This window comes from Exiguobacterium sp. s161, from assembly GCF_018619045.1.
GTDB lineage: Bacteria > Bacillota > Bacilli > Exiguobacteriales > Exiguobacteriaceae > Exiguobacterium_A > Exiguobacterium_A indicum.
The window spans coordinates 211,653-226,868 of sequence record NZ_JACSNH010000001.1 but is presented as its reverse complement, the minus strand read 5'-3'; the positions used below and the strand labels follow the sequence as shown (position 1 = coordinate 226,868).

The 15,216-nt window shown below is 45.9% G+C and carries 11 protein-coding genes; 3 read left to right on the top strand and 8 right to left on the bottom strand.

Annotated elements, in window-relative coordinates; genetic code table 11:
* Positions 1-211: 211 nt before the first annotated feature.
* Complete coding sequence (locus tag KNQ14_RS01040) at positions 212-2,323, top strand: 5'-nucleotidase C-terminal domain-containing protein (RefSeq protein WP_214859308.1); 2,112 nt, start codon at positions 212-214, stop codon at positions 2,321-2,323.
* A 45-nt stretch (positions 2,324-2,368) separates the two neighbouring features.
* Here the strand turns inward: KNQ14_RS01040 and KNQ14_RS01035 are convergent, their stop codons facing one another.
* The 3 genes from KNQ14_RS01035 to KNQ14_RS01025 form a co-directional block, all read right to left on the bottom strand.
* Positions 2,369-3,727, bottom strand: coding sequence for an ankyrin repeat domain-containing protein (locus KNQ14_RS01035; protein WP_214859302.1), 1,359 nt, complete (start codon positions 3,725-3,727; stop codon positions 2,369-2,371).
* 166 nt (positions 3,728-3,893) lie between these two features.
* Positions 3,894-4,913, bottom strand: coding sequence for a Delta(5) desaturase DesA (gene desA / locus KNQ14_RS01030; RefSeq protein ID WP_023469419.1), 1,020 nt, complete (start codon positions 4,911-4,913; stop codon positions 3,894-3,896).
* Between the two features lie 470 nt (positions 4,914-5,383).
* The gene (locus tag KNQ14_RS01025) at positions 5,384-6,085 is read right to left on the bottom strand and encodes a tyrosine-protein phosphatase (protein ID WP_075642989.1); all 702 of its coding nucleotides are present in this window, start codon (positions 6,083-6,085) and stop codon (positions 5,384-5,386) included.
* 104 nt (positions 6,086-6,189) lie between these two features.
* Between KNQ14_RS01025 and KNQ14_RS01020 the strand changes: the two genes are divergently transcribed.
* Together KNQ14_RS01020 and galE are read left to right on the top strand one after the other, a co-directional pair.
* Positions 6,190-7,170 (top strand): hypothetical protein, encoded by a 981-nt coding sequence (locus tag KNQ14_RS01020; RefSeq protein WP_174316597.1) that lies wholly within the window; start codon positions 6,190-6,192, stop codon positions 7,168-7,170.
* 73 nt (positions 7,171-7,243) lie between these two features.
* Entirely contained in the window at positions 7,244-8,251 is a 1,008-nt protein-coding gene (galE, locus tag KNQ14_RS01015; protein WP_035396028.1) for a UDP-glucose 4-epimerase GalE, read from the top strand.
* 128 nt (positions 8,252-8,379) lie between these two features.
* Here the strand turns inward: galE and pelG are convergent, their stop codons facing one another.
* Genes pelG through KNQ14_RS00990 form a run of 5 tightly spaced genes read right to left on the bottom strand, consistent with a single transcriptional unit; the run spans position 8,380 to position 15,199 of the window.
* Positions 8,380-9,840 (bottom strand): exopolysaccharide Pel transporter PelG, encoded by a 1,461-nt coding sequence (pelG, locus tag KNQ14_RS01010; RefSeq protein ID WP_214859300.1) that lies wholly within the window; start codon positions 9,838-9,840, stop codon positions 8,380-8,382.
* On the bottom strand, positions 9,821-11,239 hold the full coding sequence (gene pelF, locus KNQ14_RS01005; RefSeq protein WP_023469424.1) for a GT4 family glycosyltransferase PelF: 1,419 nt from the start codon (positions 11,237-11,239) through the stop codon (positions 9,821-9,823). Before pelF ends, pelG begins: the two co-directional genes overlap by 20 nt.
* Entirely contained in the window at positions 11,236-13,071 is a 1,836-nt protein-coding gene (locus tag KNQ14_RS01000) for a DUF2194 domain-containing protein (protein ID WP_023469425.1), read from the bottom strand. Before KNQ14_RS01000 ends, pelF begins: the two co-directional genes overlap by 4 nt.
* Positions 13,068-13,976, bottom strand: a complete 909-nt coding sequence (locus tag KNQ14_RS00995) for a hypothetical protein (RefSeq protein ID WP_214859299.1) — start codon at positions 13,974-13,976, stop codon at positions 13,068-13,070. Before KNQ14_RS00995 ends, KNQ14_RS01000 begins: the two co-directional genes overlap by 4 nt.
* The gene (locus KNQ14_RS00990) at positions 13,973-15,199 is read right to left on the bottom strand and encodes a GAF domain-containing protein (protein WP_023469427.1); all 1,227 of its coding nucleotides are present in this window, start codon (positions 15,197-15,199) and stop codon (positions 13,973-13,975) included. Before KNQ14_RS00990 ends, KNQ14_RS00995 begins: the two co-directional genes overlap by 4 nt.
* Between the last annotated feature and the right edge of the window lie 17 nt (positions 15,200-15,216).

Here is a 15,216-nt window from a genome sequence, read left to right as displayed (position 1 = left end):
CAAGATATAATGTAAGCGCAATCATTTATCTTTTCTTCTTTCAGGTAGAAGAAAACAAACGACTTGCAAGAGTTGTATTGTCGTCGGACCTAAGAATTTACGCATTTTACAAAAGGTTCATGACACGATTGTCCGTTAAGCATTTATAGTAGAAGAAGAGGTTACCGATCGCTGGTTGACCTCATATCATCTCGAGGGAGGATTTTTATTTATGTACAAATCAAAACCGCTTTACGCGGCAGCAGTAGCTGTCGCATTGACGACATCGGCAATCGTGCCGGCTGCACAAACGACCGTATCTGCTGCAACACATGTCAAAGTCAAGACGGTCAAATTGAAGTCTCTCATTTTCACGAAGGGTGAGCCTGTTAAACTTCCGGCTACATACAAGGGAGAAAAAATCTCATGGGGTGCATACAATAAGCACATCTTCAATCGCTACCAAACGGTTCATGGCACATATGGTAAGAAAAAGCTCCCAATCGAAGTAAAGATTCACGTCGAGAATTATGTGATCAAAATCATTGAGTCCGTTAAGGAACAAGTGATTTCAGTCGATCAAAAACCAGTCCTTCCTAAAAAACTAGCTGTTCTTTACGCTAACGGCAAAGTCTACGATAAAGAAATCAAATGGAGCAAAGTTGATACGAGTGAGTCAGGTACTTACTATGCGACAGGTAGCTTGACGCATAAAGGCAAAACGGTCACGACAAAAGCAAAAATCATCGTCCGTGACATCAATACAGATGATTTCAGCCTTGCCTTGCTCCATACGAACGATACACATGCTTCGCTTGATCTTGCACCAAAACGAGCGACTGCTATTAAAGAGCGCCGTGCCGCTTACCGCGCCGAAGGTACACCGTCGCTTCTCCTTGATGCTGGTGACGTCTTCTCAGGATCACTTTACTTCAATGAGTTCAAAGGACAAGCCGATCTTAAACTCATGAACTACATGAAATATGACATGATGACGTTCGGTAACCATGAGTTTGATTTGGGTGCTCAAGATCAAGGGGCTGCCTTGCAAGCCTTCGTTGCCGGTGCGGACTTCCCGTTCATCACAGCAAACGTGGATTTTAGTAAAAATCCACTCTTTAACGGCATGCAAAAGAAAACAATCACGTCTGGGCCGGAAGACGGACGGATCTATCAAGGTATCATCAAAAAAATCAACGGTGAAGAAGTCGGTTTCTTCGGCTTGACGACAGAAGAAACAGTTGGTATTTCGAGCCCTGGTACGATTGCATTCTCGAACTATATCAAGAGTGCTCAAGCGACAGTTGATAAGTTCAAGGCACGTGGCATCAACAAAATCGTTGCATTAACGCATATTGGATACGATGATAATCCAGCAATCGATAACGATATTCAACTTGCTCAAAATGTAAATGGAATTGATGTCATTGTTGGTGGACATTCACACACAGAATTAAAGGCACCTGAATATGTCCCAACGAGTGACAAAAAGACAGAGCCAACCATTATCGTTCAAGCAAATGAATATAGCAAAAAATTAGGGGATGTCAGCATGACATTCAACTATAAAGGACAACTTAAATCTTATAAAGGCGGATTGATTGATGTCGCTTCACAAACACCAGATGCAGGTGCTACTGAAATCCTGAAGCCTTATGCTGACAAAATCTCAGCAATTAAGAATCAAGAAGTCGGTGTAAATATTGTCACTGCGTTACCTAACCCACGGAAAAGCGATGGTTTAGATGTTAACGTCCGTAATAGCGAGACTGCTCTTGGTAACTTAATCACAGACGGTATGCTTGCTAAAGCAAAATCGATTAATCCAGAAACCGTCATCGCCGTTCAAAATAGTGGTGGAATCCGTGCCGCAATCGATGCAGGTCCACTTACTACTGGTGAAATTTTGACAACATTACCATTCGGTAACACGCTTGCACTCGTGACAATGAACGGTTCACAACTTAAAGATCTCTTTGAAATCAGTGTTGGAATTGCACCAATTGAAAATGGTGGGTTCTTACAAGTATCAGGCATGAAACTTGAGTACGATGGTTCAAAAGCGAAAGGTCAACGTGTCACGAAAATGACGCTTACGAAAGATGGCGGTGTAGAAGAAGCGATTGATCCGGCTAAAACGTACACGATTGCCACAAACGCTTTCACTGCTAAAGGAAGCGACTTCTTGACACCATTTGAAGATGCGTATAAATCAGGACGTGTGAAAGACCTCGGTCTCTCTGACTGGGAAACGTTCCGCGACTACGCGATTTCGAAGAAAACAATCGATTATAAAATTGAAGGACGTATCCTTAACGTGGATCCAGCTCTTCAAGGTAAATAAGTTCGTAAAAAGTGCTCCTTCCCGATTTCGGGAGGAGCACTTTTCTTATAACGTTTGAGACGTATGTTGCTTTAACAATCGAATGATGTCGTCTAATTCATATTGCTGTGCCAACATCAAAGGCGTCAAACCATCCTTATTCTTAATCGAGACGTCTGCCCCTTGTTCTAGCAATACTTTCACGGTTTGAACGCCTTCCCCTTCCACCGCATGATGTAAAGGTGTGTACTTTTGATCATCAAGCTGATTGATGTTTTCACCGTTCTTTAAATACAGTTCTACTAATTCATTATTGTTACTATATACTGCTGTGATGAACGGACGTTCTCCGAAGTCATTGATCGCGTCCACATCACTTCCCTGCTTAAGTAACGTATCAAAGATTTCCTTCAGTCCTTCACTTGACTTGCGATACCCTAAATAGTGAAGTGCTGTATCACCATCTGCATCCACGGCTTTCATATCTCCGTCCGGTAACTCCTTCTGAACTTCTTCCAACGTACCTTTTTGAATGGCAGCCATCAACTTCGTTTCCTGCAATCCATTCGCCTTTGATTCATCCGATGAGGTGACGACAGCTTTTGCGGTTTCATTTGAAAACGAAACGTTCTGGACACTCCAGCCAATCAAAACGAATGCTACTATACTCGATGCTACCAACAAGAATCGAACAGCATGCTGCCCAGTAGGAGTCTCGCGTGACATCCAGCCTAATTCAATCAATCGTCTGTCTGTCGTCGGTGTCGCGTAGACCATTTCGCTAACGACTTCAGCTAGCGTAATCTGCCTCTTTTCAGCTAAATATGCTGTTACATCGATTTCATTGATCAATTGGTGCCGCCCGTTTTCTTTTAGAATACTCTGCATGACACTATCTGGATCGTCTACAAGATGCAGGGCTTGACGATCCCGGTATAAGGATATCGTTCGTAAATAAGCCGGTCTTAAAAACGGAATCCAACTGCCTAGTAGTAATGCGAAGCGTTTTTCCTCGTCATTATGCTTCAGACGAAGTAACTCTCGAACTCGTTCGAACTCATTTCGCTCCCGCATGGCTTTCTCTGGTAAAAAAAACACGTTCGTTCGGAACAGACTCACGCCTCTAATCGGCGATACGTCGTCTCCGACGATATAGATGCGTGGTGTCTTTAAATTCAAACGTTCCGATAACGACGCGATATCATGATATAGTTCCGGAAAACGATATTCGGTTACCTCAATGCCTTCTTGTTGCAATCGGATCACCGAGGAAAAGAGTCGTAATATTTTCCAGGCGATCCAGACAATCGTTAGCCCCATTAAGACAAGGCCCAAAGCCCCCAGTTCAAAAGACAGATAGACCAGTGCCCCTACTGTCGCAATCGCATTTAAAAACAAAAGCCAAAAGTATATTTTTCCTTTCATGCCAGTCCTTCTTTCTATATGTCTCTTCTCTTTATTCTTTAGTTTAGAGTAACATTTTCAATTTTGTCGTGCCTATATTTTTCCATTCCTTACTCTTTATCGGTCAACTTCTTGTGATTTCAAAGCAAAAAGCACCTTATCTCAAAAAAGATAAAGTGCTACAGACTTAAAGTGATGACGGTTTTGGTTCACGCAGGAGATGCTTGATGTCCTGGAACGTGACGAACGTCTTATTTTTTGCATCGTATAGTTTATAGCGTAAAGATTTTAAGCTAGAGAACAAACCGATCGTCGTCGCCTTTTGAAGCGGTGGTGTCGAGACGTGTGCTTTCTCTAGATGATAGTTCGGTACACGCGGACTCAAGTGATGGACATGATGGAAACCGATGTTTCCTGTCACCCACTGTAATACTTTTGGCAGCTCGTAATATGAACTACCTTCGATCGCAGCCTTGACGTAATCCCATTCGTTTTCATCTTCAAAGTAGGAATCCTCGAATGTATGCTGAACATAAAATAACCAGATACCGAGTACGCCCGCTGTGAACATCGTCGTCCCTTGGATGATCAAGAATGCTTGCCAGCCAATCCAGTAAATCAAGACACCGTATAAAACGACTAGTGATCCGTTAATGAGATATGTGTTAAGACGCTCTTTCTTCCGTGCATCCTTTCGGTTGAAACGACTCGTCACTAAAATCAAGAGCAACGGACCTAGTCCGAACATGACGAGCGGGTTCCGATAGAGTCGATATTTCAATCGCGTCCATTTCGATGACGCAATGTATTCTTCGATTGTCATTACCCAAATATCACCGACGCCCCGCTTGTCCAAGTTACCGCTTGAAGCGTGATGAATCGCATGTTCTCGTTTCCACTTTTCGTATGGAAATAGCGTTAGTACACCTGTAATGGTTCCTACGATTGCATTCGCTTTTTTGTTTTTGAAAAACGAACCATGTGTACAATCGTGGAAGATGATGAACATCCGCACGACGAATCCCGCAGCGATCATCGCAAGCGGTACTGCGAGCCAGGCTGACACGTGAAGTGCTTGATACGCCAAAAACCAAATGACGAGAAACGGCAGGATCGTATTGATCATCTGTCGGATGCTGGCCTTGATGTCTGCCTTCTCAAAAGGCGAGACATGTTTGCGCAGCTGTGCGATTTTTTCTTTACTCATGTATTACTTCCTCCTCGGGTTGTTCCAGCGTTCACGACGCTAATGATGATGATGCCTAAAAAATGAAAGAATTGAGCGGCGTACGTGACGATGTCCTCGGAGATTCGAACGTAATCATGCCCATATTGATTAATCGCTTGAATATTTTTAGTACCAAGTAATGATATCATATCATATATTTTTCAGGATTTTGATTTATTAGAAAAGTTTTTTAAAAAATAAGGCTGACAAAAAAGAATGACACGTCTTTTCACGCCCTTTCCTCAGGCGAGACTCAAGTCAGTTTTCCTGCCTTATTCAGGCATGAAATTGGGGCTTGTTTGTCTCTGACAGCGCAAAGATGCGCTTTTCCTGTAGGAGTGGCGTATGACGCGTCACTCTTTTTGTTATGAGGTAAGGGTGGCAGATCATCACTCTGCCACCCTTACCTTTGTAGAGACTGACTGTTGAGTCATCCTCACTGTCATGTATTAGACAATTGGCGGTGATACCAAGATTTGTTCAGCGTTCCATTTTAATCGATCGACGACATTCGCTCCAGACCACTGTTCAATCTGTTGATACGCCGGCATAAGATGAAGATGGTCTGTTGCTTTTTTAGCGTTGGATGCGATGAAGTGTACCCATCCTTTTTGAATGGCACGCTGACAAAATAGCTTCTTCTCTTCTCCGTGATGACCGAGAATACTGTGTGTCGCCAGTTGACAACGCACGCCCTTTTCAATTAGCTGGACCAGACGTTCAGGATGCTCGAGAAGTTCTGCGTTATCTTCCGGTTGCGCAAGGATTGGCAAATACCCGTCTTCGATTAATCCGGTCATGACTTCTTCCGTATAGACCGGTAGCGGATCGTCGGGGCAATCGATTAACAGATAGGCGGTATCCGCTAAAGTCAAGACGTGCCCTTGGTTGACCGCATCACGCAATCCGAGTGTCAAACGCGTCTGTTGTCCCGGATAGACGAGGACAGGAATCTGTCGCTGGGCCAGTAAAACATTCAGCTCTGCTACGATCAATTGGACTTCTTCTGCTGTCGCATGCGTCGCATATGGTGTTGCGATGATTCGGCGCACCTCTTCTGCAGCAGCACGCCGTGCCATGCGGATCGTTTCTTCGACATGAGTCGCTCCCTCATCGATCAACGGCAAGAGATGATTATGAATATCGATCATCGTCCTTCCCCCTTTTCTCATTCGTCGTTCCATAAAAAATGATATCATAAAAGGAAACGGAAAATTCATACATATCCTGACGTTAGAAGGAAGGAGGATGCCTTATGCATCGCGCCTTATCCGCTTTACAATTCTATACCTCTCACACGGAAGTTGATATCAAGCGTCTCCATGAACGAATCCTGCTGTCCTTGTCTTCCTCTTCTTCGCTTCAGGCGACCTGCCTTCATCTGACAGGGATAGCACCCTCGCGACCGTTTCAGCAAGATACGGTTCGTCCAGAAGAGTGGCAACGATTTTTGGACGGTCATCCACACGAGAGCATCGCCGACTTTTATGGTTTCCTTACATCTGTTCCTTTACTAGATGAAGGAGACGAGATGCCGCTCGAGCAGACGACGCCCACTGCAGTACCGAAAAAGCGAGTCTTGTCCTGGCGACTCGTCCTCCTCGCGCTCGCTTGCTTCTGTATTGGTGCGCTTGCTACATGGGGATATCAGACATGGGCGAAGAAAGACGTAATCTATCATTTCGTCTCCACGAAATCGAGTCCGATTTATCGTCATCCTGATTCCTCGACCGTTCTTCAATCCGCCGACTTTGGTGATGCATTCCCTGTCCTCGATATCGTCAAGGATCGTGCGCGTATCCAGCTCCCTGACCGGACGCAGGCATATATGAAAGCGAGCGACCTATCCGAAAAAACGATTGGTTCCATGATGACGGATCAGGCGCTGTTGAAATGGACGGACGCATATATGACGCTTCCGAAACAAACACGAGCGACCGATCTATTGGATGATCCCGCTACGACATGGGTCGGTCTCGGATCACCGAAACAGAAAATCAAAACGGCTGTAGATGAAACATGGACGTATGAGTCATTCACCGTACACCTCATCGATGATCGCGCATACGCCATCGATTGGAAGAGCCCACGCCTTTCCCAAAAAGAGTTGGCGCGTCTTGGGACGTTCCAGCGGACGAATACAGCGGGACGACTGCGCATAAGCACCCATTATCAATTACAGATCATCGAGTCCGAGTCGCGTATTCAGCTGATTCGTCTAACAAAACGGATGTAAAGCAAAATCAAGAAAAAACCGCTCTCTTTATGCTATTATTAGATAAATAATGGAATTTAACGGAGGGTATCCTATGAACATTTTAGTAACAGGAGGCGCTGGCTATATCGGCAGCCATACCTGTCTCGAACTGCTACGAGAGGGTCATGAAGTCATCGTCGTCGACAATTTAAGTAACAGTCATCGGAGTGCCCTTGAACGTGTCGAACACATCGCGGACCGGACGGTCACATTCTATGAGTCGGACGTGCGGGATGAATCGGCACTCGAACGGATCTTCCAAAACCATTCGATTGATGCTGTCATTCATTTTGCCGGTTTAAAAGCGGTTGGTGAATCGGTATCACGCCCGTTGTTCTACTATCAAAACAACCTGATCAGTTCGCTCGTCCTACTCGAAGTGATGGACCGACATGATGTCAAAAAACTTGTCTTTAGTTCATCTGCGACCGTCTACGGTGTGCCGGAGACGACACCAATCACCGAATCTGCTCCGCGCTCCGCGACGAATCCTTATGGTGCGACGAAACTGATGATCGAGCAGATGCTTGAAGACATCGCGTTCGCTGATCCGACGTGGGATATCACATTACTCCGCTACTTCAACCCGATTGGTGCCGATATGAGCGGTCTGATCGGTGAGGATCCAAACGGTATTCCGAACAACTTGATGCCATATGTGACACAAGTTGCTGCTGGAAAACTCGACACCCTTCAAATTTTCGGAAATGATTACGATACGGATGATGGTACGGGTGTCCGCGATTATATCCATGTCGTCGACTTAGCGAAAGGACATATCAAGGCACTCTATCATGATCATTCCGGGATCGAGGCATTCAATCTAGGAACGGGACAAGGGACAAGTGTGCTTGAACTCGTCGCGACGTTCGAAGATGCGACGTCTCTGCAAATCGATCGAAAGATCACGGCACGACGTCCGGGTGATGTCGGATCGTGTTATGCGGATGCTTCAAAAGCAGAACGCCTCCTCGGATGGAAAGCGGAGAAAGACTTGTATGATATGTGTAAGGATGCTTGGCGCTGGCAATCTAAAAATCCAGACGGGTATCAAAAATAATAGGTAGGATAAATCGTTTTACCTGCAATTAAAAAGGGCGATCCACTTCCGATACGAATTCGGAAATGGATCGCCTTTTCAAATTAGCCTACATGCTATTGATCTACTCAAAAGAACCTTTAATCGCTTCACATCCACGAACGATTCAATCGTTCACTCCATCGTGTAAAACGCATCGAGCGTGGCGGTAACACCATCCGACAAAACGTATGGTAATCAATATCCGAGACATAATGGATGAGTCGCATGAGCGCAAACGCAAACGTCAAGGTCGATCCGATCGCGAAGCTGAGACCGTATCCGGAAAAACCGAACGGCGCGATCAACAAGGCTAAAATCCCATTAGAGAAGAAGAACACGCATGAAATCCATGCCGCTCCTTTTTGATCTTCAAAATACAGTAACAAGAGGGTCAAGACGAGAACCATCGCATTCGAGAACGCACCGATCGTCGTCATTTGGAAAATGCTGATCGTTGCTTCAGGTAATGCGAGGTAACCGAGCAACGTCGAGGCGAACAATAAGGTGAACAGCGTAAACAATCCTTGATTTCGAAACAGTCGTTGTAATTCCTGTCGTAAGACGAGTAACATCGCGTCCCGCGCTTTTTCAACTTGATCCAGCGTTCCGCCCTCGTTCGCGTATCCATAGAAGATGCGATACCGTTCATAGAAACGCGTCTCGACGGAAACGACGAAGATCGTCATCGTCGGGATGACCGTCAAATAGGATAAGAAGATCGCCGTATCGTATAACGGATGATAACGGAATGTCCCGAGATGAACAGCACCGCCGTCAGAGAACCAGATGACCCAGTTCCCGACCCACACCCCGATATTGTAGAGAAAACTCGTCCAAAAGAGCGCCGGGTAACAATCAAAATAACTCAAGTAGGTAAACTGATTTTTCGTCCCGCGTTGCGGGAACGTCAACAACATCGAGGTGAATAGACCGAATAACGTGATGACCATGCCGAATGTGAAACCTGCCGTTAAGGCAAGACTTGGTGTCACGATACCCGTTACATACTCCATCAGATACCGATCAATCAGTAAGACCGATCCGACAGCTACGATACCGCCAATCAAAAAGCTGTATGCGACAGCCTGATAGAACTTCGCGGCACTTAAGAATAGGAAATGCACCCAGATCAAATTGATCGTCATGAACAATATGAAGATCAGCCCGTTCAACAAGAACGGAAGTTTTGAGAAGCTGAGGAAGATGAGAAAGGCGATACTGCCTAACGCCATCGTCATCTTCGTCATACCTAGAAATGCAGGAAACAAATCTTCATATCGTTTCTCGTAGAAACAGTCCGCCAAATAGCGCGTGACGACGAGTTGCTGAATACCGAGCAACACTTGTGAAAAAATGAAGCTGTATGAGACGACTAGATTGAAGGTCGTCCGTTCTTCAAAAGAAGCAATCGACAGGAACGTCGTCAGCCACTGGGTCACAGCGATCGTCAAGATGACGATGAGCCATGGACCGGACGTGACGAGTCCAGCGAAAGCATATGCCTTTAACCGAGATGAGAAATAGTCCTCTTGAAACAATTTTTGAAGCTTAAACCCGATGCCCGCCATACGTCACCCCCCTCTCTTGATACAATGTTTGATACTCCGAGATGAAGCGGTGCGTCTGGTAATACGCAAGTGCGCGTTCTTTCCCATTTCGTCCAAAGCGAATCGCTTCTTCCGGATGTGACTGGAACCAGGCACACCGTTCTGCGATCCGGCGAGGATTGACCGGTGGCACGACGAATCCAGCCGGACCGTAAGGATCATCCTCACGTCCGTTGATCAGCTCGGAACATGCACCGACATCAGTGACGACCCACGGTATCCCTGCAGCCATGCCTTCTAGGACAGCCAGTGGTTGACCTTCTGAAATACTCGTCAACAAGCAGACATCAAATGATGGTAGATAGCTCCGGATATCGACCTTTCCGACGAGTTTCACACTCTCTGATAGTTCAAAGAGATCGATTTGTTCTTGGCATTCACGGGCGTATTCCGGATCCTCTTCAAGCGGACCCATGATCGTCATTTCAAATGGAACGTGCATTTCCTGTAAAACCTTCGCGGCATGGATCATCGTCTTGATGTCCTTGATTGGAACAATGCGGACGATTGCGCCGATCCGAAGTACATCTTGCTTTGGAGTATGTCCTAACGCAGCAAGTCCTGTCGCATCAATTCCATTCGGGATGACGCGAATTTTTTCGGCAGGTGCTCCAAGTTCACGCTGTAATTCACCGTTTCGGTCAAAGAGCGTGATGATATTGTCCGCCCCAGCGTAGGCTTCGCGTGATAAGTGATGGAAGAACTGCACCCAGTGCATGCGGTATTCTTGTGGAATCCACATCGCTTGGACGAGCTCCTCTTCTCGTTCACGGGAGTAGATCCCGTGTTCCGTTAAGACGAACGGAACGTGTTGGCGTTGTTTGATCGCCGCTGCGACGAGTCCCGCATATCCCGTCGACGCGGAATGGATCAAATCGACGGTCGGTAAGTCGGCTTGGAGCAGTTCCAGAACAGGCGCATACATGCTACGCCACATCCATAAATAATCGATGAAGGAGCCAGCTTGTCGTTCTTCTCGGTAACTCGTCTTGACGAGATCAAAAAAGAGACGACTTGAGAAAAATTGCGTCGATGTTCCGATCGCCTGACCGAAGAGTGGGAAAATCGACGTGTTCGTCGCTTGGAATCGCATCCATCGTTTGATATCCTCTTCCTGCTCCGGCGTCAACGTCTGTTTTAGCGGACGCGTCTCATGAGTTTGATCGAGTGGAAGGTTCGTCACACCAACGACGTTCGCGGGAAGCGTGTAACGAAACTCTGCTTCCGTCATGCGTGTAGGTGTGATCGTGATCAGCTCGAACTCATGCTCTGTCATTTGTTGAATCAGCATATGTGCCCAACTAGCGACGCCACCACTGACATAAGGGTAACTCCCTTCTAACACTAAACCAATCTTCATTGGGATCCCTCCAGTACCGGTATGCGCGCGAAGTTCTTCTTGAGTTCTACTTCGTATAAATCGTCCGCATCTCCAAGTTTTCGCACTTGCCCGTACGCGAAGGACCCGGTCGCTAGTTTTCCTTCATTGACACGAACGACCATCTTCGAAGGAAGGAGCATTTGACTACCGGAAATCTCAATCGCTGTTTTAGAATAACGAACATCGATTTTCGATTCTTGATACAACTTCATTTTTTTGTAGCCATCGTACTGTGTCATGCTCTCGAGATACGGATAATCCGTATGGATCGTTTTGAACATCTTTTCTATCGAACGTTCCATCGTCGGCCATCCTTGCCCTTTTGAGCGTCGTTCATCAAGGACGTCATCCGGGTGGATGAAGTGCGAGACAAGTCCGAAGTTCGCGACCGCATCTGCTAAGACAAACATGTCTTCAGGCGATTCATTATATCCGCTTGTGATCCGTGGGAAATTATAGAGATTCTTATAGGTCGAATCTGGTTCGAACTCCTGAATGTAACTTCCTTTTGATGGGTCTCCAATATAAAGAGACGCGATAATTAATCCATCCGGAAATGCTTCATTTAAGACGGATAAACCGGTCGGACCAATGATGTTCGAAGGTGGTACATAGCTGCGCAATTGCTCGTTCGGGAAGAAATACTGATGTGCCGTTTTCACTTCTTCGATACCTTTCATCATCTGCTTACGGTTCTCCCAAGTGATATATCCGAGACTCGGATCCATCGTTTCCCCGTTAATGATGAGTGGTTGGTGGTTATATCCATGTAAACCAAGTTCTCCACCCATCTTCAATAATCCGCGTCCGAAGTTCAGCATCGGAAAACGAATGTTTTCAATCAATTGTTTTTCCGTATCATAAATCGCATTCTTGTAGCTTCCGATGATGAATCCGGAATAAATGACATCCTGTTCCTTCGCGACCCGTTGCATGTCTTTCCACCAGACTTCTGCAAAGAAATCTTTAACGGTCAAATCATAGTTTTTCTGAATCGCTGGATTGGAGGCATCTGGTACGGGTGCCGGGAAATCATCGAAGTGCGCTAGCTTTACAGCGACTTGCTGACTGACGAATGTCGGAAACAGTAATGACAGGGACTGGACGAGTAGACCACGCGAGTTTTTTTCGAGTAACGAAGAAGTATTCCAGAACAAGACCTCTCCTTTTCCGTATTCATGGGTCCATAAGATCGGATTCCCATCAGCCTCGATTTTGACGTCGGCATCTTTTAACGTCACATCCGCAATACTATGGACAAACAAAGTAGAAGTCTTCGGTAAATCGATATACCCGGGAAATAAATCTTTTTTGAATGTCATCCCGTTGACGTCCTCTTTAAAATCACCAAAGCGTTCTACCCCTACTAAGTCGCCCCATTTCGGATCAATGAATCGACCGGCGATGTACAAGCGACCGCCTTGTTGGACGAATTTCCGAATGGTCTCGTACGGCCATTCCTTCGTATGTTCACCGGATAAGACAAGCACTGTCCGGTCACTCGGTTGAAGCGTCTTGATGTCTGACGTACGAATCCGTTGGTGATCGATCTTCGCATATTTCAATGCGTACGAGAAATTTTCGATTGCGCCTTTTGACAGGTCGCTATCGTTTTGAAGCAAGTAGACACGAAGTGCCTCCCCTTTTGCTTCAGTCGTTTTCGTGTTTGCTGTCTCGAATGAACGGACCTTCGTTTTTTCAGAAGGAATCAGTCGATGTGGATAATCGAGACGAAACAGCTGTACGATGCCCATCGTCACGAATAAGACGACAAATAATCCAATGAGATAGCCATAAGGTTTCTTATTCATTGGTCTCCTCCTTCCAAACGTTCCAATATGAAGCGATGCTCTTCTGGAATATCCTCTTCTGCTACTGTTGTTCTTAACTGATGGAGCACCGGACCGATCGAAGTCCAGTCCTGCCGTTGAAAGTAATAACGAATCAACGCTAAATATCCGTCTGGCAACGTCGGATGGATCTGAATCATCTCTTCGTAGAAGGAAATCGCTTTTTCCTCTTCGCCTTGACGTATCGCCATTTCCGCTTCCGCTACAATCCGGACGAGATCCGTCGGATAGAGAGCGCGCATTTGTTCTAGCACGAGGTGAAGTCGCTCATCGAGTCGACCGATACCGCCTTCATCTAATAGACCACTGTCGAGGAAGGTTTTACATTCCTGAATGAACAGATGATACGTCGTCACGTCTACCGGATTGAGTTGTTGTTCCCGTAGCCGAAGATTTGCTTCATAACGGTCAAATAAGGAATTTCGGACCGTCGCTGCGTAGTGGACGGTTTCCGAGTCATCATGATCAAGTCCGTATTGCAAATACTTTCCGGTCTCCTTCAAGGACGATGTCGTTAAATGGATCATCGACTGTTTCCGGCGTTTCGCATCCATGTTCAATGCCTCCTTGATCGGAACCATCTCCATATTGTCTGCAGCTTGCTGCTGCAGTCCTTCAAGATTCATCACATCGAACTGCACATATTCATCGTAATCCAGTAACGTATCAGAAGAAGCAAAACGACGGGAAATCAGATAAGCCAGTCCCCCTAGTACTTCACCGAGAAGTGGTAGGACGGCACTGAACAAGCACACGAACGTTAAGATCCCTCGCTCTTGCTCCGGCAATCGAAAGACGAGTACACGATAAGCCAATACGATGAGTAAAAGATGAAGTACATAAAGAATGAGCAGGAGTGCCGTCATTGGACACGCCCTCCTTTTTGAACGTACACAGCCTTGATTCGTTCAAGGAATCGGTTCGCATGTTCTTGAGGTGTTCCGGGTAATAAGAATTGAAGATGCTCAGTGTTTTCATCAAAACCAATCAGGTCGATTTCACGCATCGATTGCCGCAAGATCAATTCCAGTTCAATCAGAGAAAACGGTGTATTGCGAATATCAAGCTGTACGAGGCTATACGGCTGACCATAATGCTCGCGTCGATATTCTTGATACTTCACTTTCTCCTCGAAGTGCTCTCGTTTAAAGATGCGCGTGCCTTCGATCAATTCATGACGCGTCTCAATCCATTCCATCAACATCGCTTTCTCGATGCGCGACCCTGTCCAATCGACGATCAATTGCATGACGTGCATCTCATAGTTCGTCAAACGTTCGAAGGCGATCGATTGAATGACGACGACTTCCTGGATGCGTCCGTCATAACGGATTGGTGCAATCAGTAACGGGACATCTGTCTCATCTATTGTCCGGATGGCAATCGCCTGTTTCTGGAACATCCGTTGATAGATGCCTTGTTCCGGATCGATGAACATCGTTTGCGGCAACAGTTCCTTATCACCAAAACGAATATGCAAACGAAGCGTACGACGTGACGCATCAACGTGATAGATCGCGATTTCCTTCGCATCGAAGGAATCCTGTAAGATTTGCAACAGCTTATCGCGTACGATGTCCGCGACGGATTGATCAAGTTCTGTTCCGATCCGGTAAATGTTCGTCAACGTGTGATTGGATTCAAGCACTTTGTTACGCATTGCCTCTTGCGCAACGCGCAATTTTTCGAGCGTATCGCGCAACCGTTCGTTCTCTTCTGTCACTTCCTCTTGTCGTAAGCGTAAGGATAGATAACGTTCTTGGAAAGAAGTACTGAACATGCCGCATGAAATCGCGACTAAGAAGTGCAAAATGATCCATGACAATTCGCCACGATCATAAACGAAGAGTAAGACGTCTTCTCCCGCCCAGGCGAGAGAACTCAGGTGATAAATCATCGTAAACAGAAAACTCGCGAATGCTCCGAGGAGTCCATAACGGAGAGAAAAAAGTAAAATATAAAAAATAAGCGGATCAATCGTCCATTTTAAGATCGAAAGGTTAAACATATAGTCTAAAGTGCCGATAATAAGAATACTAACGATCATCTCAATCCACTTGATGCCTTGCCGGTGCTGAGTATATATCATTTTATTCACTCCTTTTG